Origin of the sequence: Acinetobacter sp. ESBL14, assembly GCF_036668815.1 — a bacterium.
In the GTDB taxonomy this organism is placed as follows: domain Bacteria; phylum Pseudomonadota; class Gammaproteobacteria; order Pseudomonadales; family Moraxellaceae; genus Acinetobacter; species Acinetobacter gyllenbergii.
The window spans coordinates 128,875-151,022 of the sequence record NZ_JAZEVS010000007.1 but is presented as its reverse complement, the minus strand read 5'-3'; the positions used below and the strand labels follow the sequence as shown (position 1 = coordinate 151,022).

Here is a 22,148-nt window from a genome sequence, read left to right as displayed (position 1 = left end):
CAATGAATACAAAAAACCAATTTGCAATGCCCTTTCGTAGGACACTCACTGCAGCTTTACTGACATGCAGTTTGACTACAGTTGCAATCAGCACCACACAGGCTGCGGAAATTGAAATGAGTTTCCAAAACCTACTGCAACAAGAACGTGCTTGGGCAGGCTTACAAAGTAAAACCCTAAAAGTAGGTGACATCACTTGGTCCTATAGTGAGGGCGGGCAAGCAGGTAAACCGATTGTGATTTTAATTCATGGTTTAGCAGGCAGTCGCGATAACTGGAACCGTGTCGCACGTGCTTTAACAGCAAACTACCATGTGGTCATCCCTGACTTGCCTGCCAGTGGTGAAACGCAGGTACCGAAAGATTTTGATTATTCAGTTCCCAACGTGACTGAAAAACTACGTCGTTTTGTCGAAGCAGCCAACCTCACTGGTCCAGCCCATGTGGCAGGCCATTCACTGGGTGGTTCAATTGCGATGCTGTATGCAGGTCAATATCCATTTGAAACCAAGAGCCTGTTCTTGATTGATGCGGCTGGGGTATATAAATCTGCTACCACGCCTTATCTCAAAGATCCAACCCAAGTAAGAAACATGATTGTGAGCAAAAAAGGAGACTTTAATTTCTTGATGCAACAAGCCATGCATACACCACCCTTCATTCCTAAGGAAATTGCACAAGCGCAAGAGAAAATGATGATTGGTCAGATTGAGCAAACTCAAAAGATGGTGGATCAAATCATTGCCTTGAATAAACTCTACACACCTGATTCATTTGCCTTATTGGCACGCTCAATTGATGCACCCACCCTAATTTTATGGGGTAAACAAGATAAAATTATCAATGTTGAAGTTGCACCTGAGTTAAAATCACTGCTGAAAAATGCGCAAGCGCCTGTGATCTTGGACAATGTTGGACATATGCCAATCTTGGAAGCAGATCAATTGGTGGTACAGCAATATCTACCTTTCCTCAGTAAGATTCAGGCACAAAAGCCTGCAGCAGCACCTTCACCCTAAATTTAATTAGCGATTTGAGATTTTATGTCGAAACAACCCATGATAGAACAACTGATTGATGCACAACTTGATTTTCTAGAGCAGGAGTTTGCACAAGCAGAAACGATTCAATACGAGTTTAAACAGTTCTATCATTGGTTGCGCTTACAACAATTACAGCATCTTTGGTCGTTTGAACAAATCTTTGAGCTGATTGACAAGCAGATTTTGGCCACACCAGCCAGTCAATTTTTAATCGAACAAATTGCGGAACATATTCGTTTTGCCCTGATTCATCCGATCAATGATCAAACCACGATTGAACAGGTCATTCCTGTTCTGACCATTGACTCGATTGCACAATATGTAGCAAGCAAAAGCGGCCATCGACAACGTTTGATTAAAACAGTAGTCAACAACCCTGCTTTTTCTGCATTGATTACCCAACTGATTCAGCACTCAATCCAAGATTATCTGGATAATTCCATGTCAAAACGTGTTCCTGGGGTTGGACATTTTATGAAAATGGGAAAATCAGTTTTAGAAACAGTGACCGATTCCAACTTGAATGACACGATTAACCACTATCTACAAAAGAACATTCTAAAAATCAGTCAAATGAGTGAAAAAGTATTAAATCAACATTTTAATGATGACAAGCTTTATCATTTTCAGGCCAACCTCTGGCATAAAATTAAAGTCATGCCTTTATCGGTTTTGCGTCATTATGTCGAAGTTCAGGACCTACCTAAAACAGTGGCTATGGGGCATGAAATTTGGGAACATATCCGTCAAACGCCTTACCTAAAACAGCAAGTACATGATGGCGTCTATGCATGGTATGCCCGTAATCAGGAACGTACTTTTGACCTGTTACTGCGTGACCTGAATATTGATGAGGAATTGGTTGAAAATGAACTGAGCCATTTGCTCAGCCCTGTTTTACAGCAAGTCATTACAACAGGTTATTTAAGACAACGTGCTCGCGCGTATTTAGAGAAATTTTATTATTCGGATAACATTCAAAAAATTTTAACTATTGAGTAATTAAATCATAATTTTCTATTCTCCCCCTCTCTCTGAATTGCTGTGCCGTATTGTGTTACGCATAACCAATCCAGTTGTTGATCAAACATCCATTGATTCATAGACCTCTCAAACTTGGAGAGAGTTTCGCTGTGTTGACAAGGATGAATATAACCCGCCCACATCAATACCAGCACAATTTCTGTGAGCTGTTTTAAAGGTAAATTTTGTTTAAGCATACTGGATAACTCAAGCATTGAAAGCACATTTTTATTGAGCAGCTCAAGTATCTGTTCAAATATCTGGATTGCATCTTTTATTCTACCCAGCTTAGGATCAAGGCTTAGGTCCTTTCTAACTGGAGCTGCGGGTAATAGTCCAAATTTCACCGTTGAATAATAGTTTTCTAACTGTTGTTGGTTAAGCGGCATTCTATTTTTTACATAGATATCTTGTCTCTGCAAGGTATAGCGTGCGATATCCTTAACGGTCTCTTGCAAAGTAATTAAGGGTAAGGTTTTTACCACGTTTTGAACTTCTGGTGGCAAACTGATCTTATCTAAGTTTTCAATAATCCCTGCTCCACCCACATAAGAAAGTCCTAACTTTCCAAAGCGCTGGATCATATCGGCAGAATGCTGAGGTTGCCAGTGTTCCGATAAAAAATCATGGGCAATGTAGTTTGGCTTATCCTGAGCAAGTTCAGATAATTCTTGATTCAAACTTGGAATTTTTTCAAATAATCCACTCTTCGCTGTACCAATTTTCCGAACTAAATTGAGGCTTTGGACGGCTTTGGTGGCGGAATCCCCTTGCAAATTCTTAGACGTTTCCAGCATTAACTTCTGAACTGATACCAAAGAAGTAGCACCAGGGTGGCTCATATAACTACAGTATAAAATTCCATCTTTTTTTAAAAATTTATCAACAATTTGCGCAACAATATTCTGGTTTTCAGATGAGATCCAAGACCAGACCCCATGCGTTACAATAAAGTCAAATGGCTCTATGTCAGCATTTAAAAAGCTTTCAAAATCTGCATGAATAAATTCAACATTATCAATATTGGTCGTTTCTAAACCTTCTTGTGCAACCATCAAATGCTGTTGATTAAAATCAACACCCACAAAATGACCGAGAGGATTTGCAGCGGCCGTAAGGTGTAAATGAATTCCCATTGCACAGCCAAGTTCCAGATATCGATACGGTGTTACAAGATCAGGAGCAGAAAAGCCTTTTGATTGAACAATCATATTCAGCCACAACGGCATCGTTTGTCTATGTACAAATGTTGGATAAGGTACATCTACAATATAGCCGTCTTGCGAAGAGTTCATTCAATTTACCTAAGCAGAATAATCTAATAATTCAAAAAATAGATCAGCCCATTACTTAAATAAGCTGATCTGTTTCACTACTCAAATATCGATCTAGAATCGAGTGGTGAAACCTACGTAATATGTCGCTGGCGGAGCATCACCATAATCGACACTTCCTTTGTTGACTTTGTCACCACCGATATTTTCAACGCCCGCTCTCAAGCTGAGTGAATCACTATAATCAAAATTCACACCCACGGCTCCCGTTGTTGTGGCATTTGAGAAGTATAATTCTTTCCCTGCTGAACCCGATCCTGCAACGAGATCGGCTTCGGTAAATGCTTGTTTACCTAAATATTGTACACGGGCAAATGTATTCACACGATCCGTAATATCCCAATAAACCGCCAAGTTTGTAGTAAACTCAGGAACTTGGGCCAATGATTGACCCGTTGCTTTATTTTCGGACTCTATCATATAAGTGGCATTACCCGTCACTCGTAGATAATCATTCAATGGAAATTTATAAGTCAGTTCCAATCCACTTGTACGTGCCTTTTCAACATTCGATTGACGTGTATACCAGATACCGTTAATTCGCCCGTAATAGTTGTTTACGATCATATCTTTGTAATCACTGAGGAAGTAGGTGAAATCAACACCATAACCATCCTCTTCGTAACCAAAACCAATTTCATAATTGGTACTGGTTTCTGGATCAAGATCTGGATTACCTAACATGTAGCATGATTGACCCGATTGCCAACCATAAGGTGCTAAACTTGTACAGCCCATTCCCATTGAACTTGTGCCAGATGAACCTGAACGCTCTTTTAAATTTGGCGCTCTGAAACTACGCGAAACCCCACCTTTAACAGTCCAAGCATCTGTCGGATGATAGACCCCATAAATACGTGGACTAAAGTTAGGATCATAATCATTGCTACCATCAACACGGCCGCCAAGAGTTAAAATAAAATTATCTTGTAAATAAATTTGGTCTTCAGCAAACAAAGACCAAGAATAGTCATCTGGGTTCTTATCAGGTGTTTGAATATTGCCATTTTCATCAGGGACCAATTGATTACCGATATTTGATGCATTAGAGACCTGTTCATATTTTCCTTGTGCGCCCAAGGTCAAATCATGTTTACGGTCCCAAAGCGTCAAAGGTTTATTAGCTTTTAGATCCAGAACTGTTTCACTACTTTTAGAACCACCGTCTACAGCAAAATCAGGTGTCTTATTTTCATATTGATTATAGTAAAGGTCCGCATTTGTGACTAAACCATCAGCGAAACGCCCTTCATGTCCGATACCAACATTGTAGTGCTCCATTTTATCAGCACCAAAATGTTCGGTGCCTAATTCAGCTTGCTCAGCCTCACTCAACTGTGGATTCTTCTCAATGCCATAGCCTAGATCAAAGTTAAAATCTTGGTTATCAGAAATTTTCCAGTTTAAACGGCTGGAAATATTTTGCTCTTGGTTCTCGCCAGTACCATTCTGAATACCCTCATCTGCATTTCTTTTCTTAATATTTCCGCCAAGTCTAAAACCTAAATTATCCGTAATTGGTCCAGCAATGTTTGCAGCGACATTAATCGTATCACCTCGAGAGCTACCATCAGGCTGGCTATAATCCGTTCTTAATGAGCCCGTAAGCTTATTGGGAATTTTCTTGGTAATAATATTAATCACACCACCAGCTGCTTCAGAGCCGTAAAGTGTTGACATTGAGCCTCGTACCACCTCAATTCGATCAATCATTTCTGGAGAAATCCAATCAATATCTTGCGAAATTGTATCAGGACGATGGCCTAACAATGATGAATTACCAACGCGCTTACCATCTACAAGAATTAAAGTATATTTGTCAGGGGCGCCACGAAATGCAATTTTTGAACCAGGCCCAACGTTTGAATAGCCTCCCACTGCTCCTGGTAATTCACCTAGTAAATTTGCAATACTAGAAACAGGACGTTTTGCAATTTCTTCAGAGGTAATCACACTAATCGAAGCTGGCGCATCTTTGACATTAACACCAGAACCACTCGCAGTGACAACAATCGTTTCTAACTTAACAGTTTCATCTGATTTATCGAGTGATTTACTATCTTCGTTTATGCTTTCTGCAGCATTTGCAAAGGTCATCATGCTACTTATAACTGAAACAGCGAGTAGAGATTGTCGAACTACGTGCTTGGTCATATTCCCACCTAAATCAGATTAATATTAAAATTTACTTAAAAAATCATGAGAATTTTAACAAAAATTAAATAAATAACAATAAAAATGATAATTATTATTATTTATGTATTTTTTATTTTCAGCATACACCTATTTATAGAGTAAAGAAAAATCATCTCAGTTTTGATGAGGTAATAAAAAAAGCCCTTAAAAGGACTTTTTTTATTACGTTAATTTTCTAGCAATTATTTGAAATAAGCGCCTTCTGCTTGTGTATGATCGGTTTGATCCACCACACGTTGCAACTCAGGCACATGCTGTCTTAAGGTGGTTTCTACACCTTGCTTCAAGGTGACATCAATCGCAGAACAACCTTGGCAACCACCACCGAATTTCAATACAGCAGTAAGACCGTGTTCTGGATCATTATTGACTTCTACCAAACTACAGTTACCGCCATGCCCTTCAAGACCTGGATTAATTTCAGATTGCAATACATAAGTAATGCGCTCTTCAATTGAAGCATCTGGGCCGACACGTGGCACTTTTGAGTTTGGTGCACGGAATGTTAATTGCCCACCAAAACGGTCTTTATTGTAGTCAATCACCGCATCAACCAAATACGGAATTGATGGTGCATCAACATAAGCAGGAAAATTAGGATAATCCTGTTTATAGTCCGTTGGCACCACTTCTTCAGGTGCGCTATATGCCATACAACATTCAGCACGTGGAGTACCTGGATGCTCTACAAAAACACGAACGCCAATTCCTGGGGTATTCTGCTTTGCTAATAAATCACCTAAATACTCTTGTGCAGAGGGAGTAATTAAAAGGTTTGGAATTTCTTCTGCGACAGCAGTGTTGGTGTTCTCAGTCGACATAACAATAATCCTCAAGCTGATGTCGTTATATTAACCGAAGATGGAGGGTAATAAAAAAAAATCAACCATTTTTGTAGGAATTCTATGCAAGATCATTGTTTATTAAGTTTTTAATGGCATTATTGCTTAGACACTGATCAATTTAAAACCTATATGTTACATCTACCCTTTGGTCACACTGTGACTCTGATCATTATTACCGTTGCAATCTCCTTATTGGCCTTCTCCAATCAGGCGGTGATGAACCGTTTAATTTTCTGGCCTCCGGCCATGCAGCGTGGACAATATGATCGTTTTATCACGCATGGCTTTATCCATGCCGATGGTATGCACCTCCTGTTCAATATGATTACGCTATTTTTCTTTGGCAATATCATTGAAAGCTTCTATCGTCAGTTTTTCTATGACATGGGCTTTGTTTTATTCTATTTGGGCGGACTAATTGTTGCCATTTTACCAAGCTATTTAAAACATCGCCACGATGCACGATGGGCGAGCTTAGGGGCTTCTGGTGCGGTTTCAGCAGTCCTGTTTGCTTATATCCTGTTCCAACCTTGGAACTTGATCTTCGTGTTCTTTATCCCTGTTCCTGCGATTATTTTTGCGATTTTGTATGTGGCTTACAGCATTTGGTCGGGCAAACGTGGCAATAGTAATATTAATCACAGCGCGCATCTCTGGGGTGCCGCTTATGGTGTAGTGGTCACTATCATTTTAGAGCCACGGGTTATTCCACATTTCTTGAATCAACTCAGCAAAATCCCATTTTAAATCATCTTAGAAATAAGCTCCTGTATTGGGGCTTTTCTTTTTTTTAGATTAATAATCAAATTTTAATTATTTTTATCATAAAAATCATCTCTCTAAACTCGCCCTAATTCTTCTATAAAATTAAGTCGACTCTCATGTCTCGTAACAGCCTCTTGAGCACACTTTCAATTGCATTATTTAGTCTGTCAATTTCAGCTTGCAGTGATAATGATTCCGATAATTCCAACACTGTGGTTGAAACCAAAAAACAACCCAACATTTTATTCATCATGGCCGATGACTTAGGCTATTCAGACTTAGGGGCGTTTGGTGGTGAAATTCATACCCCCAATATTGATGAACTGACCCGAGCAGGTCGTATTTTAACGGATTATCATACCGCACCAACCTGCTCACCAACACGTTCACAATTGATTTCGGGGACTGACCATCATTTAGCAGGAATTGGGGCAATGGCGGAACTCACACCAGAGCATTTAAGAGGCCAACCTGGTTATGAGGGCTATTTAAATGAGCGTTCACTCTCTATTGCTGAAGTCCTCAAAGACAATGGCTATCGAACCTATATCAGTGGCAAATGGCACTTAGGCTTAACCAATGCAACCAACGCACATGCCAAAGGTTTTGATCATTCTTTTACGCTATTGCAAGGCTTAGACCTGCATTTTAAACAAGCACCGAGTGCCTATAAGCGTAATGCAACGTATACCGAAGACGGCAAACAAGTTCCGATTTCATCCTTACCTGATGATTTCTTCTCTACCAACTACTTCACAGATAAACTGATCAGTTATTTAGAGTCAGGCAAGAACTCAGGCAAGCCATTCTTTGCCTATGCAGCGTATACAGCGCCCCATTGGCCCTTACAGGCACCTGCTGAATATCGTGATCGTTATCGTGGTGTTTATGATGCAGGCTATGATGTGATTCGCGATGCTCGGATTGCCCGTCAAAAACAACTCGGATTAATTCCAGCAAACTTTAAAGCAGCTGAACCAATCGCCACACCAAATGCACCGCAAAAATATGGCAAGTGGAATGAACTTTCAACTGAGCAAAAAGCGCTGGAAGCCCGCAGAATGGAAATCTATGCAGGCATGGTCGAAAATCTGGATGCCAATATTGGTCGTGTGATTCAATATCTAAAACGCAATAACTTATATGACAACACTTTAATTTTCTTTGTCTCAGATAATGGTGCAGAAGGCTTTATCCGTGGCAATTATGGAGCTGAGTCAGGTTTTGATAACAGCGTCAATAATGTCGGTACCTCGAGTTCATATCATTATGTCGGCCCCCGTTGGGCAGAGGTCAGTGCTGCGCCCTTCCACCTCTGGAAAGACACTGCGGGTGAAGGTGCAACCACCGCACCTGCCATTGTAAAACTGCCATACCAAACCAAGGCTCAAGCCACGCATCATGGCTTTGCCTCAGTCTTAGATGTGTTCCCAACCGTACTCGACTATGCCAATATTGCCATCCCACAAGGTCAATACAAAGGTCGTCAAATCAATACGCCAAGTGGTTACTCTTGGAAATCTGTACTCGAAAATAAAACCCAAGCCATTCGTCCAGCCAACTTTAGTTTTGCCGACGAATTACATGGCAGTAAATACGCGCGCCAAGGAGACTGGAAAATTGCACTACAAGGCAAATCAGAACTTGGGACTGGGTCTTGGGAACTGTATAACCTGAAAAATGATCGTGGTGAAACCCAAAATCTCGCTCAAGACAATCCTGCCAAGTTACAAGAGCTTGTCGATGTCTATAACCAATACACCCAGCAAAATGGGGTCAAGGAATATTTCCTTAAATGAAGTGGATTAGTTTATTTATTTCACTGAGTAGCCTGTCCCTTGTGGCAGGCTGTAGTAAAGTTAAACCCGATACAAACCTCTCCCCTCTAGATAACACGATAGTCGCGCAATTGGGTTCATTACCACAATGCCAACAGTATTCGGGTTTACCTGAGGCATGGCAAAAGAGGCAAACTGCGGGGATGGTGTGGGTTCCTGAAGGTTCATTTCAATTGGGATCAAATTTGGCCTACCCTGATGAGCTGAATTTTGGAAAATCTCAACGTCAGGTCAAAGGTTTTTGGATCGATCAAACCGAAGTCACTGTGGCTCAGTTTTCCAGTTTCATCAAAGCGACAGGCTATATCACTGATGCTGAAAAACAAAAGCAGGCTGCAGTATTTTCGCCTGATGCGAATAACCCCAAACAATGGTGGCAACTGAAAGCAGATTACACATGGAAAACGCCAAATGGTGTAGCTGGTCAGCCCCCATCACCCTCTGAGCCAGTTCGCTATGTCACTAAAAATGATGCCGAGCACTATGCCGTTTGGTTGGGTCGAGATTTACCCACAGAACAAGAATGGGAATATGCAGCCAAAGCAGGTTCTAAAACAGATACGCCTTTACATCAAGCGCCACAGGATGCGCATCAACATCCACAGGCCAATTACTGGCAAGGGGAATTTCCTTTCAACAATACAGTTGAAGATCATTTTCAAAGTGTCGCACCTGTCGGCTGTTATCCTGCCAATGCCTTTAAACTCTTCGATATGATTGGCAACGTCTGGGAATGGACCTCCTCTGTTTATCATGGCGCACATGATCAACATATGGGCAATTATACTGAACTCCGTCAGCAAGACACCGTCACGACACAGTATGTCCTTAAAGGTGGCTCTTTTTTATGCGCTTCCAACTTTTGCGCCCGTTATCGGAATAGCAGCCGCTATCCACAAGAATTTGATTTGGCCGCAACGCATGTCGGATTTAGAACCGTTTTACGCACAACCAAATGATACAAATCTCTGTTAAAAAGCTGCATCGTTCTGCTAGCTGAAACCTACTGCTCGATTTACAGTAGAAGGGAAAGCAATAACAATAGGATGTAATGATGAAAATAATACTACTTTGCTTCAGCACTTTACTGACATTGGGTTTATCCGCCTGTGCTGTGCATACCCCTCATGGCAGTGTGATTGTTGATCCAGACAACCATCATGATGGAGGTGGTGATTTTTGTCCCCCAGGACAGGCTAAAAAAGGACGCTGCTAAATTCTTCTCTGCTTAAACTCCTATTGAGTTTAGGCAGAGTCATACGCCTCACTGTTTATCCATGATTTAACACCAAACACCTTTCTGTCAGATAATTGCATAAAAAATCACATTTTTTTTCATTTAGTAATTTCATTTATTAAAAACCCATATAGACTATATGGAATATATTCAATTTATTTCGATGGGATTCTTAGATGAATTTGACCCAGCATCGCACTGTTATGGACATCTTGAATAAAGTTCAACATGCAGATGATTGGATCTTTTTTCTAGAGCAATTAAATCACTATTTTAATGTACAAGCTTCGCAACTGTTGGCTGTGGACCTTGAAGTCCAAGCACTTTCTTTTAGCGTGCATCACGGCGTCAATCTTGATACACATCAACTCGAACAAGCGGCACTCACCCAAATTCGTTTAGATATTGATGACGATCCACGTCTAAAAAAAATGCTCATCGCACCGATGAGTGGATGGATGCATTGTGCACAACATTTTCAAGAACAGGAAATAACCCAAACCCAGGTCTATCAACGCGTATTACAACCGCTCGATCTACGTTTTTGTTCAGCCATTCAGATTATTTACGATCAAAAAGTCTGTGTATTACTGGCCTTTCTCACTAATCCTGAACGCGGTGCTTTAAGTTGTACTGAACTTCAGCCAATTCATGACATTTTGCCCATCGTACAACAAAAAATTCAGCAGTATCGTCATCATTTTGAATATTCAACCATGACCTTGCTGGGCTCGCAGTTGATTCAGAAAATGAATCAACCGATTGCAATTATTAATCTGAATGGGGATATCTTAGAAATTAATAATGAAGCTGAGCAGTTACTGAAAAATAATACACAGATCCAAATCCAACAACGCCGATTTATTTTTAATGAAGATAAGCAAATCCAATTTGATCAAAACCTAATTGAACTGGAAAGAAATTACAAAAACAATCCCGCACAGACGCATCATGAACGGTCTAAAATCATGCTGCTGGATCAACATTTATTCTTAACGCTAGATTTACTCAGCCCAGATAAAACCCATAAGATTTTTGGTCTCCGCCCCGTACTACTTGCCACTTTCTCGGGACTCAAATATAAACCCAAATATCAGAAAGAGATCTGCACCCAACTGTTTATGTTCACGCCCGTCGAACATAAAATATGTGAGCAACTGCTTGAGGGCAAAACCACCAAAGAAATTGCCCTATCATATGAAATTCAGGCTGATACTGTGAAGAAGCATCTGCAAGCGATTTTCAAAAAAACCAACACCCATAGACAAACTGAATTGATTCAATTGTTGATGCAGATTTTATAAACATTGTAATTAGGCAATCTCAGCAGGAAATGCAATCACTTGGTCAATTTTGACCTGATTTATCGACACCATCAGCAAACGATCAATTCCCAAGGCAATACCCGAAGATTCTGGCATATTCGGCAAAGCTGCCAACAGATACTGATCAGTTGGGATGACTGCCAAACCCTGCTTCGCACGCTCGGCATTATCCGCGTCAAAACGAGAAGCTAAAATACCTGCATCCAAAAGCTCATCGTAGGCATTGGCTAGCTCTAAACCCTCAATATATACCTCAAACCGTGCTGCAACGGATTCACCATCCTCATCTTGTTTTACTTTTGCCAGTGATGCCATTTCAGGTGGAAAATCAGTTAAAAATACTGGGGCATCAAAACCCAGACTTGGCTCAACAAAATGCGAGAACAATAAATCCATATAAGCCAAGCGGTCATCGCCTAAGTCTAGATTCAAACCCACACGATTGGCCGTGTCTTTGAGCTGTTTCAAGCTTGCCTGTAAAGGATTAATGTCTAAACGATCCTGAAACGCATGCTTATAACTAAGAACAATAGGACGAATTTCGCCAAAACGATGTACCAAACAGGTTTCTAACAGCTCCGCAGTTTCATGCATCAAGCCTTTTAAATCCAGACCCGGTCGATACCATTCCAACATGGTAAATTCACTATTATGCTTACGACCATGCTCATCATCACGAAACACTTTACAGATTTGATAAATCGGACCACTGCCACTGGCCAATAAACGTTTCATTGGAAATTCAGGCGAGGTCTGTAAATACTGGGTATTTAATTTGCCATGAATATGACGCTGTACCTGTACCGAAGCCAAATGCACATCTGTAACGCCTGCCTGCGATAAAATCGGAGTCTCTACTTCCAAAACATTACGTTGTGCAAAGAACTGACGAATCTTGTGATACATTTCTGCACGTGCTTTTAAGGCCTCAATTGAACAGGTTGGTTGGTAGCTTTTCATTACTTGACTCATGCTTTTGGTCCACCATGTGCAGCCCATTCACGGCGTAAAGGATAATTTTTGCGGAGTAAATCAAATGCTGTTTGTTCTACTTTGCCATTTTGGATACAGGCACGAAGTTGTTGATCATCAGCTTTAATATCATAAATTTGAGTGAGATGCTGTTTAAGCACAGTTTTTAAATCTTGCTGTTTAAAATAGTGCTCTACGCTTGGCAATTGGCTTTCAAATTGCTTCGATACCTCATGCTGAAAAGTATTGCAAAAGGCTTCATAAATCATCTGCGTACCTCTGGCCTTACCTTCCAGACTATAACCCGCAATATGTGGGGTTGCTAATGCCAATAGATCCAGCAATTGCTCAGGAATCTCAGGTTCAAACTCAAATACATCTAGTATCACTTGGCGTTGAGTGTTCAAAATATCTGCCATTAATGCAGACTGTTGAATCACGGGTCCACGCGCACTATTGATTAAAATAGCAGATGGTTTCATTGCAGCTAAAGCAGCTGCATCAAATAAATGCTGTGTGGGAAAATCACCTGATCTGGTCAGGGGCACATGAATCGAAATGGCATCAGCACGTTTTAATAGTTCATCAAAAGAAACATTTTCGATGTCTGCTAGCTGTACATAAGGATCATAACCAATCACATTCCAGCCGAGGAGTTGCGCCATCACAGCAAGACGACGACCGACATTGCCAAGCCCCACAATAGCTAAAGTAAAGGCTTTATTTTTTTCCAAGAGATTGATATCTAAATGTAGCAACGCCGTAATCACATATTCTGCAACAGCTTGTGCATTACAGCCTGCGGCATTACTCCAAGCAATATGTTGTTGTTCGAGTGCCTGAATATCTAGATGATCGGTGCCAATGGTGGCACTGCCTACAAATTTAATTTTCGTTTGATCAATTAAAGCATGATTCACTTTGGTGACAGAGCGCACCAACAATGCATCGGCATCCTGTACATCAACATGGGTCAGGGTACGCCCTGCCCGATGTTGTATTTCTGCAAATTCCGCGAAGAAATAATCGGTAAATGCCAAATTTTCATCAGCGATAATTTTCATGCAGAAATGTCCTTCAATAAGTCTGCACTTATTATCCTTAGCGTGATCCCAATTGACAATTCTTAAATACATCACAGTGCCGATTAAATGACAGAAAAAGTCTAACCTTCGTACACGCATACGACATATTGCCAATTTACTGCAACATCTTTGCTCTTATACTAGAGCTTTCTATCATTCCTCAATCGTAATGAAGCAATACTCTCCCTATAAAGGCAAAAATGGCATTAAACGGATTTTAAATGCAACAGGCTATTCAGTTGCTGGGTTTAAAGCAGCTTTTCGCTATGAAGCCGCCTTCCGACAAGTCCTATTGCTGAACGTGATTCTCATCCCACTTAGTTTTTTCCTCCATGTCTCAGCTGTTGAACAGGCCCTGATGGTTGCTGTCTGCTTATTGGCGATTATTGTGGAACTGTTTAACTCAGCAATTGAAGCCGTGGTTGATCGCGTTTCTTTAGAAAAAAATCCGCTGTCTAAAAATGCCAAAGACATGGGCAGCGCCGCGCAATTTGTCTCTTTAGCAATTATTTTCTTTACATGGATGATTATTTTATTGAAATAATTTTGAGATCGAGAAGAAACAGGATGACTATTTCTTCTCTTCATTTATTTCATCGGCTTAGAATCCAACCCCGATACCAATGACAGGACCTTGTTGTACCGTATCCCATTTAAAACTGCCATTTTTATAGTCTTGGGATACATAACGGTAACCCACTCTAAAGTTTACAGGTGCTGTAAATACTTTTTGACGATAACCTAAATATGCCTGTGCGATTTGAGTCTGTTCCGTACCATAGGTATATTGAGCAGCAAGATTCCAAGGTGAATCATTATTGTAGCGAAGCCTTACTCCACCAAAATATTCATACCAATCCTCTCCAACAGAAACTTGCTTACCCAACGCCCCTAACACACCTTCTAAGTCGGTATAATTCACACCTAAACTCGGCTCAATAACCAGCCCCTGACCATCGGGAAATTGTTCATAGGCTCGGTAATAAATACCTAAATTACTAAGATTAACTTTAGTCGATAAAACCACAGGAAATGAATAAACTTGTTTTTTCTCTTCAGTTTTCACATATTGAATATCAGAGAAAATCCCCCACTTGCCTTTATTTATTTCTAAATGTCCCATGAGAGCCTGATCAAGGGCATCAGCTGTATCTTTGAAGGGCTGATCAAGTTGATAGTTCAAACCTTGATAGCCAATCACTCCATCAATATCGGCAGCAAATCCATAGATATTCAAAAAGACTTTGGTCTCCCCCGCAAAAGATTCTTTAATGCTTTCAGCATGGGCTTGGAATCCCGATAGACTGCACATCACAATGAAACAGCAAGATTTATACATGTATAGGCTCCCAGCAATTTATGTTCTATTAAATTTTTAAAGTTATAAATATGAATTAGCGTATTATCTTGGCTTTTACCATTCTACAAACGTAAAAAATCCCTGCATATGCAGGGATTTTTTGATCTAGGCTTAGATGTATTACATCATGCCGCCCATACCACCCATGCCACCCATATCTGGAGCAGCAGGTTTATCTTCTGGGATATCAGTAATCATACATTCTGTGGTTAACATCAAACCAGCAACAGAAGCTGCGTGTTCAAGTGCAGAACGCGTTACTTTAGCAGGGTCAAGAATACCCATTTCTAACATATCGCCATATTCACCAGTTGCAGCGTTATAACCAAAGTTACCTTCACCACCTTTCACCGCGTTAATTACAACTGAAGGCTCATCACCTGCGTTTGCAACAATTTGACGAAGTGGCGCTTCAATCGCACGGCGTAAAATGTTGATACCCGCAGTTTGATCTTCGTTTGCACCTTTTAAGCCATCCAATACGTTTACAGCACGTACCAGAGCAACACCACCACCCGCAACAACACCTTCCTCAACTGCTGCGCGAGTTGCATGAAGTGCATCGTCTACACGGTCTTTCTTCTCTTTCATTTCAACTTCAGTTGCTGCACCAATTTTGATGACTGCAACACCGCCTGCTAATTTAGCAACGCGTTCTTGAAGTTTTTCTTTGTCATATTCAGAAGTAGATTCTTCGATTTGCGCACGGATCTGTTGAACACGTTCAGCGATTTGTGCAGCATTACCAGCACCATCAACAATCACAGTATTCTCTTTAGAAACAGTGATTTTGTGTGCAGTACCTAGATCTTGAAGAGAAGCTTGCTCTAAAGACATGCCGACTTCTTCAGAAATCACAGTCGCGCCAGTCAAGATCGCGATGTCTTGAAGCATTGCTTTACGACGATCACCAAAACCAGGTGCTTTAACCGCACATACTTTGATAATACCGCGCATGTTGTTCACAACAAGTGTCGCAAGCGCTTCGCCTTCAACATCTTCAGCGATGATAAGCAGTGGTTTACCTGTTTTAGCAACAGCTTCTAATACCGTAATCAATTCACGGATATTGCTGATTTTTTTATCAACAAGAAGGATGAACGGATTTTCAAGTTCAGCAGTTAAAGTATCTTGCTTGTTCGCAAAATATGGAGAGATATAACCACGGTCGAACTGCATACCTTCTACAACATCTAAAGCGTCTTCGAAGCCAGAACCTTCTTCTACAGTGATAACACCTTCTTTACCGACTTTTTCCATCGCTTGAGCGATCAGTTTACCCACAGTTGTATCAGAGTTCGCAGAGATTGAACCCACTTGTTCAATTGCTTTGAAATCATCCGCTGGTTTTGCATTGGTACGGATATTTTCAACAACTGTTTTTACAGCGATGTCGATACCACGTTTTAAATCCATTGGGTTCATACCAGCAGTCACTGATTTGATCCCTTCATTTAAGATGGCTTGAGCAAGTACAGTTGCCGTTGTTGTACCGTCACCCGCGATGTCATTAGTTTTAGAAGACACTTCACGAACAAGTTGAGCACCCATGTTTTCAAACTTGTCTTTCAATGAAATTTCTTTCGCAACTGTTACACCATCTTTAGTGATGTGCGGTGCACCGAAAGAACGATCGATGACAACGTTACGGCCTTTAGGACCTAAAGTAACTTTTACTGCATCTGCAAGTGTGTTTACGCCTGCAATCATTTTTGAGCGAGCTGAATCACCAAATTTTACGTCTTTAGCTGACATGTGAAACTCCGAATCTTTTTAAATTACTGTATCTGATAATTTGTGAGTTATGTGCCGATTAGCCTTCAAGTACCGCTAAGATGTCAGACTCTTTCATGATCAAGAGCTCTTCACCGCTTACTTTTACCGTTGTACCCGCATAAGTACCAAACAATACTTTGTCGCCAACTTTAACGTCTAAAGCACGAATGCCGTTGTCAGTGATTTGACCATTACCTACTGCGATTACTTCACCTTGCGATGGTTTTTCAGCAGCAGAACCTGGAAGTAAAATACCACCAGCCGTTTTAGTTTCTTCTTCTACGCGACGAATCACAACACGATCATGTAATGGACGAATGTTGCTCATAGTTAACTCCATCAGACTTAGTCTTTTTGATTAATGTGTATCGCCAATGCATGGCAATACATAAAATTTTGATATGCCACTTTTGTGGGGTTGAAAAAAATAGCTTCAAGGGGGAAAAGAAAAAAAATTGTACTTATTAGATGTTTTTTTAAACACAACAACGAAAGCTGCTGAATTAAACAACAATTTGAGATGGGACAAAGATTTGTTCTTTCTCATCAAACCAATAATGCTCAATCTTTCCATCATCTGAAATCACATTAAAACTATTGGTTAATCCAAAGCGTAGTCGATTTGAAGTCGCTGTCCCCGCATGGATATCTAAAATTGGGTGATCAAATCCTAACTGAAAAATTTGATTTAAATCATGTACAGCAACTTTATGTAAATGCCCATGTAATAGACCGAATAAACCAGTTGCCCCCCAACGTTCTAAAGCAATTTTTCCAAGTACAGGGCAATCTTTATCACCATGCTCATTCGGAAAGGTATAAAAGGGCTGATGAAAAACCACCAGTTTTAGTTTATTCGCAGGTGCATGATTGAGCTTTTCATAGGTTTCATGAATTTGATCAAGCGAAATATGCCCACGCGTATGATATCTCCGCCGAATACTGTTCATTCCCACTATATAAAAATGTTCAGTTTCTAAAGTTGTTTCTAAGCGGCCAAAAAATGCCTGATAACGCACAAAGGGAGAGAAAAAACGATTCCAGACATGATACAGCGGAATATCATGATTACCAGGGACAACAATATAAGGAAGATTGAGAGAGTCTAGAAATTGCCGACATGCATAAAACTGCTTAAAACGCGCACGTTGTGTCAAATCTCCACTCACCACGATGGCTTCTGGGCGATGTTGCTGGCAAAATTGCTTTATCGCTTGAATGCAGCCTTCACGTTCAGTACCAAAATGCAGATCAGACAGATGTAACAGCATTCGGAACCATCACTTTTAAAGCTGATTTTTTAACTGAAAATTTTAATGGCGTGTCCATCTCCATAAGCTCTCCATCTATTGCCACCGTTAATTTTGGCTTTTTACAGTTCACCTGTATATGTTCGGCACAAAATGAATACACATCCGAAGCTTGATCAATTTTACCCTGAACCAATTTCCATAACATTTTCATTAAACTGAGACGGTCACTTTTTGCAACAACAACCCCTGCTAACTTGCCATGTGCAGCACACTCTGCAATCCTTAATTTCATATCACTCAGTTGTAGTTGGTTATTACCAAAAAAAGCCAAAGGTGTCGCAACGGGATATTGCTGCTCATCAATGGTTACCGCAAGTTTTAAAGATTTATATTCACGCAGCAATACATCTAAACCGGATGTATATGCATTCAAAGGGAATCGCCCAAAACGTTGATTATAGCGTTCCCGCTTTTTTATAAATAAGGGATAGAGCCCTAAGCTCGCATTATTCAGATAGATCTGGTCATTGATTGCAGCAACATGGACTTCTTGTATCGCCCCAGTCGCAATTACTGCTGCAGCCTGAGCAACATCAATTGGAATATTCAATGCCCGAGCCACATAGTTAAATGTCCCCAATGGCATAATTCCCATTGGGATATCCGTATGCATTAACTTTTTTGCTACGGCATTCAGTGTACCGTCTCCTCCTGCCGCAACGACGACGCCACGTAAATCCGCTTGCTGATGTCGAACTAAAACCGTTGCCATCATTTCTTCAAAGTTGATCTGTGGGTTAAGCTCAAACACCTGTATCTCAAATCCATATTGCGTCCACAAAGTCATGAGGCGTTCATATTCTTCATCCTGCTGTGCAGCATGGAATCCTGATTTTTGGTTATAAATAATCGATAAAGGCTTTAAATTTTGGCTCATGAACATCAACCTCTAGGGCGAGAATAATCATATTTTTGTTTACAAAATCAACAAATAAAAGCTTGTTTATGTAAATTTTGAATGAGCTTCATTCATATAATCAATAACAATTCTCATAAAAATAAAAATAAAATCAAGTTATTGTTTTTATTGGTGATTTATAACAAAAATAACATATATAAATAAACAAAATAGTAAAATATAAAATATAAAAACTGATAAAAAACAATTATATAAAATTAAATATACATTTTTGCATTAACAGTACCACCTATTCTTTAGTCTTATATTTTTTATGATTTTATGCTTTAATACAGCCACTTTTTTTACTTCATCTGTCTTACTGCCATCCAGTAGATAGAATTTGTACGTTGTACACACTTTAAAAAGGCATCACCATGACCCAAGTGAACGCACCAGAATTCGTTCGTCACCCTAAGCTTATTGCATGGGTGGAAGAAATTGCAAAATTAACCAAACCAGCAAAAATCGAATGGTGTGACGGAAGCGAAGAGGAATATCAACGTCTAATGGACTTGATGATCGCTAACGGCACCATGCAAAAGCTCAACCAAGAAAAACATCCTGGTTCTTATCTTGCAAATTCTGACCCTTCTGACGTTGCTCGTGTTGAAGATCGCACTTATATCTGCTCTCAAAATCAAGAAGATGCTGGCGCAACCAATAACTGGGTTGCTCCTGCTGAGATGCGCGCAAAATTAAATGGATTATTTGACGGTGCAATGGAAGGCCGTACCATGTATGTGGTTCCCTTCTCGATGGGTCCTTTAGGAAGCCACATTGCTCACATCGGTATTGAGTTAACAGATTCTCCTTACGTTGCTGTCAGCATGACAAAAATGGCACGTATGGGCAAAGCAGTTTATGACGTGTTAGGTACAGATGGCGAGTTTATCCCATGCGTACATACCGTTGCTGCGCCACTTAAAGATGGCGAGAAAGATGTTGCTTGGCCATGTAACAATGAAAAATACATCGTTCATTACCCAGAAACACGTGAAATCTGGTCTTACGGTTCTGGCTACGGCGGTAATGCACTTCTAGGCAAAAAATGCTTAGCATTACGTATTGCTTCTGCAATGGGTCGTGAGCAAGGCTGGTTAGCTGAACACATGCTTATTTTAGGCGTGACCAATCCGCAAGGTGAAAAACACTACATCGCAGCAGCATTCCCTTCTGCTTGTGGTAAAACCAACTTTGCAATGTTGATTCCACCAGCAGGCTACGAAGGCTGGAAGATCGAAACTGTAGGTGACGATATTGCTTGGATTAAACCAGGTGAAGATGGCCGCTTATATGCAATCAATCCAGAAGCTGGTTTCTTCGGTGTTGCGCCTGGTACAAATACCAAGACTAACCCGAACTGTATCGCAACCATGCATAAAGATGTGATTTACACCAACGTTGCAGTGACTAAAGATGGCGAAGTATGGTGGGAAGGTCTGACTAAAGAAGTTCCAGCAGACCTGATCACCTGGAAAGGTCAACCATACGTTGAAGGCGAAAAAGCAGCGCATCCAAACTCACGCTTTACCGTTTCTGCGGGTCAATGCCCTTCAATTGACGCTGACTGGGAAAATCCAGCAGGCGTACCAATCTCTGCATTCATCTTCGGTGGTCGTCGCGCAGATACAGTGCCTTTAGTTTCTGAAGCATTTGACTGGGTTGATGGCGTTTATAAAGCTGCAACCATGGGCTCTGAAACCACTGCGGCGGCTGTTGGCCAACAAGGTATCGTTCGTCGTGACCCATTCGCAATGCTTCCATTTGCGGGTTATAACATGGCTGATTACTTCGGTCACTGGTTAGACATGGGCAAAAAAGTAGGCGAAAAAGCTGAAGCTGCTGGTAATAAATTACCAAAAATCTTCAACGTAAACTGGTTCCGTCGTGATGCTGAAGGCAACTTCGTATGGCCTGGTTTCGGTCAAAACATGCGTGTTCTTGAATGGATCATTGATCGTTGTGAAGGCCGTGCTGATGCGACTGAAACACCAATCGGTTTGGTTCCAACTTACGAACAGTTGAACTGGACTGGTATCGATTTCTCTAAAGAGCAATTCAATACCGTAACAGCGCAAGATAAAGATCAATGGATCAAAGAACTTGAAAGCCACACTGAGTTATTCACTAAACTTGGCGCTCGCTTACCTCAAGCACTTAAAGATCGTCAAAATGAATTATTAGCAGCTGTTAAATCTGCTTAATCATAATTGACATAAAAAGGTCGCTACGGCGGCCTTTTTTATCATCTTAAATTGCAAAACTATAATAAACTAACAGCCTCAAAAGTGATTTTCATCCAGCAAAGATGAACAAATGAAGACTTTAAGATGCCAGCAAAAGTCCATTAAAAAATATAAAGAGATCCGTATCTTATCCATTTAAGCAGGAAAAAGTTATGCAACAAGACCTTACAACCGCACAAGATTTTTTAAAATTACTCCCAGACCCAGGCACTGTTTTTACAGCCAAAGACAATTTTCTGGCAAAGCATTTACTCCCCCTCATTTCGATTGACCTTGCTCAGGTCAATCCCGAATGGCAAGGCTGGATCCATTTAGTCAATCCAATTGAGCCTTATGAGTGCTACATCGGCTCAGAAACTGCTGAGTTCTATAATCAATTTGCGCATGAAAATTGGTTTATTTTACAGTTGGATGAGCAGTCTCAATATCATTGGCTGGCTGATCAACACTATTTTATTTTAGAAAATAAAAATCACCCTTTATACGCTGAAGTTTTGACTCATAGCCAAGAAATGCATGAAGATTTTCGACAGGTCAAACAACGCTTCTTAGAACAAAAAAGAGTGATTAGTACATCTGATGTCAATTATCAAAATAAAGAACCCACCATTTTACTCAATCAACTGGGTGGTGATGCTGAATACGGTAACTGGTGCTACCCAATTGAGGAACAGCTTAAACTGCAAAATATTGAACAAGATGACAATTGTTTTGTACAGATCGTTGATCAACACGAACGGCGTTACTATTTTATTGCCTCCGCATCGGGTTGGGAATATTGCAATCATGGTGCCGACAATATCTTGATGTTTTATCAACCCGAAACTCGACGCGTCCTATTTACCTTTGATTGGACATAACTTGCTCATAGGTCGCTTCTGCGGCCTTT

20 protein-coding genes are annotated in these 22,148 nt (G+C 40.5%); 10 read left to right on the top strand and 10 right to left on the bottom strand.

Annotated features, from left to right (window positions below):
• The first annotated feature begins 2 nt into the window (after nt 1-2).
• Nucleotides 3-1,019 (top strand): alpha/beta fold hydrolase, encoded by a 1,017-nt coding sequence (locus V6E90_RS18835; RefSeq protein ID WP_332606176.1) that lies wholly within the window; start codon nt 3-5, stop codon nt 1,017-1,019.
• A 24-nt stretch (nt 1,020-1,043) separates the two neighbouring features.
• The gene (locus V6E90_RS18830) at nt 1,044-2,045 is read left to right on the top strand and encodes a hypothetical protein (protein WP_332606175.1); all 1,002 of its coding nucleotides are present in this window, start codon (nt 1,044-1,046) and stop codon (nt 2,043-2,045) included.
• A 5-nt stretch (nt 2,046-2,050) separates the two neighbouring features.
• Here V6E90_RS18830 and V6E90_RS18825 read toward each other — a convergent pair whose 3' ends face one another.
• The 3 genes from V6E90_RS18825 to nfuA form a co-directional block, all read right to left on the bottom strand.
• Nucleotides 2,051-3,361 carry a class I SAM-dependent methyltransferase gene (locus V6E90_RS18825; protein ID WP_332606174.1) on the bottom strand — a complete coding sequence of 437 codons (1,311 nt, stop codon included), beginning with the start codon at nt 3,359-3,361 and terminating at the stop codon, nt 2,051-2,053.
• Between the two features lie 93 nt (nt 3,362-3,454).
• A complete protein-coding gene (locus V6E90_RS18820) occupies nt 3,455-5,554 on the bottom strand; it encodes a TonB-dependent receptor domain-containing protein (RefSeq protein WP_332606173.1) in 2,100 nt (699 codons plus the stop codon).
• 224 nt (nt 5,555-5,778) lie between these two features.
• Nucleotides 5,779-6,417, bottom strand: coding sequence for a Fe-S biogenesis protein NfuA (gene nfuA / locus V6E90_RS18815; protein WP_004652044.1), 639 nt, complete (start codon nt 6,415-6,417; stop codon nt 5,779-5,781).
• A gap of 153 nt (nt 6,418-6,570) precedes the next feature.
• On the opposite strand from nfuA, the gene V6E90_RS18810 reads away from it, so the two are divergent.
• The 5 genes from V6E90_RS18810 to V6E90_RS18790 all read left to right on the top strand — a co-directional run bounded on the left by V6E90_RS18810 (nt 6,571) and on the right by V6E90_RS18790 (nt 11,585).
• The gene (locus V6E90_RS18810) at nt 6,571-7,188 is read left to right on the top strand and encodes a rhomboid family intramembrane serine protease (RefSeq protein ID WP_016541241.1); all 618 of its coding nucleotides are present in this window, start codon (nt 6,571-6,573) and stop codon (nt 7,186-7,188) included.
• 134 nt (nt 7,189-7,322) lie between these two features.
• A complete protein-coding gene (locus V6E90_RS18805; RefSeq protein ID WP_016660212.1) occupies nt 7,323-9,005 on the top strand; it encodes an arylsulfatase in 1,683 nt (560 codons plus the stop codon).
• Nucleotides 9,002-10,003 carry an SUMF1/EgtB/PvdO family nonheme iron enzyme gene (locus V6E90_RS18800; protein WP_332606172.1) on the top strand — a complete coding sequence of 334 codons (1,002 nt, stop codon included), beginning with the start codon at nt 9,002-9,004 and terminating at the stop codon, nt 10,001-10,003. The genes V6E90_RS18805 and V6E90_RS18800 overlap by 4 nt, the downstream gene beginning before the upstream one ends.
• A gap of 95 nt (nt 10,004-10,098) precedes the next feature.
• Nucleotides 10,099-10,260: a hypothetical protein gene (locus V6E90_RS18795; protein ID WP_023271466.1), complete on the top strand. Its 162-nt coding sequence runs from the start codon at nt 10,099-10,101 to the stop codon at nt 10,258-10,260.
• Nucleotides 10,261-10,457: 197 nt separating this feature from the next.
• A complete protein-coding gene (locus V6E90_RS18790; RefSeq protein ID WP_332606171.1) occupies nt 10,458-11,585 on the top strand; it encodes a helix-turn-helix transcriptional regulator in 1,128 nt (375 codons plus the stop codon).
• Nucleotides 11,586-11,594: 9 nt separating this feature from the next.
• Here the strand turns inward: V6E90_RS18790 and epmA are convergent, their stop codons facing one another.
• Both epmA and V6E90_RS18780 read right to left on the bottom strand, forming a co-directional pair.
• A complete protein-coding gene (epmA, locus tag V6E90_RS18785; RefSeq protein WP_332606170.1) occupies nt 11,595-12,578 on the bottom strand; it encodes an EF-P lysine aminoacylase EpmA in 984 nt (327 codons plus the stop codon).
• A complete protein-coding gene (locus V6E90_RS18780) occupies nt 12,575-13,642 on the bottom strand; it encodes a 4-phosphoerythronate dehydrogenase (RefSeq protein ID WP_332606169.1) in 1,068 nt (355 codons plus the stop codon). The genes epmA and V6E90_RS18780 overlap by 4 nt, the downstream gene beginning before the upstream one ends.
• Nucleotides 13,643-13,832: 190 nt before the next feature.
• Here V6E90_RS18780 and V6E90_RS18775 point away from each other — a divergent pair, with 190 nt between their 5' ends.
• Nucleotides 13,833-14,207, top strand: a complete 375-nt coding sequence (locus tag V6E90_RS18775; protein WP_332606168.1) for a diacylglycerol kinase — start codon at nt 13,833-13,835, stop codon at nt 14,205-14,207.
• Between the two features lie 57 nt (nt 14,208-14,264).
• On the opposite strand, the gene V6E90_RS18770 is transcribed toward V6E90_RS18775, so the two are convergent.
• The 5 genes from V6E90_RS18770 to V6E90_RS18750 form a co-directional block, all read right to left on the bottom strand.
• Complete coding sequence (locus tag V6E90_RS18770; protein WP_332606167.1) at nt 14,265-15,002, bottom strand: hypothetical protein; 738 nt, start codon at nt 15,000-15,002, stop codon at nt 14,265-14,267.
• Nucleotides 15,003-15,143: 141 nt separating this feature from the next.
• Complete coding sequence (gene groL / locus V6E90_RS18765) at nt 15,144-16,778, bottom strand: chaperonin GroEL (RefSeq protein ID WP_016541222.1); 1,635 nt, start codon at nt 16,776-16,778, stop codon at nt 15,144-15,146.
• 58 nt (nt 16,779-16,836) lie between these two features.
• Nucleotides 16,837-17,127: a co-chaperone GroES gene (locus V6E90_RS18760; RefSeq protein ID WP_004801462.1), complete on the bottom strand. Its 291-nt coding sequence runs from the start codon at nt 17,125-17,127 to the stop codon at nt 16,837-16,839.
• A gap of 175 nt (nt 17,128-17,302) precedes the next feature.
• The gene (locus V6E90_RS18755; RefSeq protein ID WP_023271433.1) at nt 17,303-18,070 is read right to left on the bottom strand and encodes a metallophosphoesterase family protein; all 768 of its coding nucleotides are present in this window, start codon (nt 18,068-18,070) and stop codon (nt 17,303-17,305) included.
• Nucleotides 18,051-18,989 carry a diacylglycerol/lipid kinase family protein gene (locus tag V6E90_RS18750; RefSeq protein ID WP_016541220.1) on the bottom strand — a complete coding sequence of 313 codons (939 nt, stop codon included), beginning with the start codon at nt 18,987-18,989 and terminating at the stop codon, nt 18,051-18,053. The genes V6E90_RS18755 and V6E90_RS18750 overlap by 20 nt, the downstream gene beginning before the upstream one ends.
• A 398-nt stretch (nt 18,990-19,387) precedes the next feature.
• On the opposite strand from V6E90_RS18750, the gene V6E90_RS18745 reads away from it, so the two are divergent.
• Nucleotides 19,388-21,217, top strand: coding sequence for a phosphoenolpyruvate carboxykinase (GTP) (locus V6E90_RS18745; protein WP_016541219.1), 1,830 nt, complete (start codon nt 19,388-19,390; stop codon nt 21,215-21,217).
• A gap of 194 nt (nt 21,218-21,411) precedes the next feature.
• The gene (locus V6E90_RS18740; protein WP_332606166.1) at nt 21,412-22,119 is read left to right on the top strand and encodes a hypothetical protein; all 708 of its coding nucleotides are present in this window, start codon (nt 21,412-21,414) and stop codon (nt 22,117-22,119) included.
• Nucleotides 22,120-22,148 lie beyond the last annotated feature (29 nt).

Bases quoted from the DNA above. Each gene is read 5' to 3' on its own strand.
- V6E90_RS18835 (WP_332606176.1), top strand. From the start codon at position 3: ATGAATACAAAAAACCAATTTGCAATGCCCTTTCGTAGGACACTCACT.
- V6E90_RS18830 (WP_332606175.1), top strand. From the start codon at position 1,044: ATGTCGAAACAACCCATGATAGAACAACTGATTGATGCACAACTTGAT.
- V6E90_RS18825 (WP_332606174.1), bottom strand. From the start codon at position 3,361: ATGAACTCTTCGCAAGACGGCTATATTGTAGATGTACCTTATCCAACA.
- V6E90_RS18820 (WP_332606173.1), bottom strand. From the start codon at position 5,554: ATGACCAAGCACGTAGTTCGACAATCTCTACTCGCTGTTTCAGTTATA.
- nfuA (WP_004652044.1), bottom strand. From the start codon at position 6,417: ATGTCGACTGAGAACACCAACACTGCTGTCGCAGAAGAAATTCCAAAC.
- V6E90_RS18810 (WP_016541241.1), top strand. From the start codon at position 6,571: ATGTTACATCTACCCTTTGGTCACACTGTGACTCTGATCATTATTACC.
- V6E90_RS18805 (WP_016660212.1), top strand. From the start codon at position 7,323: ATGTCTCGTAACAGCCTCTTGAGCACACTTTCAATTGCATTATTTAGT.
- V6E90_RS18800 (WP_332606172.1), top strand. From the start codon at position 9,002: ATGAAGTGGATTAGTTTATTTATTTCACTGAGTAGCCTGTCCCTTGTG.
- V6E90_RS18795 (WP_023271466.1), top strand. From the start codon at position 10,099: ATGAAAATAATACTACTTTGCTTCAGCACTTTACTGACATTGGGTTTA.
- V6E90_RS18790 (WP_332606171.1), top strand. From the start codon at position 10,458: ATGAATTTGACCCAGCATCGCACTGTTATGGACATCTTGAATAAAGTT.
- epmA (WP_332606170.1), bottom strand. From the start codon at position 12,578: ATGAGTCAAGTAATGAAAAGCTACCAACCAACCTGTTCAATTGAGGCC.
- V6E90_RS18780 (WP_332606169.1), bottom strand. From the start codon at position 13,642: ATGAAAATTATCGCTGATGAAAATTTGGCATTTACCGATTATTTCTTC.
- V6E90_RS18775 (WP_332606168.1), top strand. From the start codon at position 13,833: ATGAAGCAATACTCTCCCTATAAAGGCAAAAATGGCATTAAACGGATT.
- V6E90_RS18770 (WP_332606167.1), bottom strand. From the start codon at position 15,002: ATGTATAAATCTTGCTGTTTCATTGTGATGTGCAGTCTATCGGGATTC.
- groL (WP_016541222.1), bottom strand. From the start codon at position 16,778: ATGTCAGCTAAAGACGTAAAATTTGGTGATTCAGCTCGCTCAAAAATG.
- V6E90_RS18760 (WP_004801462.1), bottom strand. From the start codon at position 17,127: ATGAGCAACATTCGTCCATTACATGATCGTGTTGTGATTCGTCGCGTA.
- V6E90_RS18755 (WP_023271433.1), bottom strand. From the start codon at position 18,070: ATGCTGTTACATCTGTCTGATCTGCATTTTGGTACTGAACGTGAAGGC.
- V6E90_RS18750 (WP_016541220.1), bottom strand. From the start codon at position 18,989: ATGAGCCAAAATTTAAAGCCTTTATCGATTATTTATAACCAAAAATCA.
- V6E90_RS18745 (WP_016541219.1), top strand. From the start codon at position 19,388: ATGACCCAAGTGAACGCACCAGAATTCGTTCGTCACCCTAAGCTTATT.
- V6E90_RS18740 (WP_332606166.1), top strand. From the start codon at position 21,412: ATGCAACAAGACCTTACAACCGCACAAGATTTTTTAAAATTACTCCCA.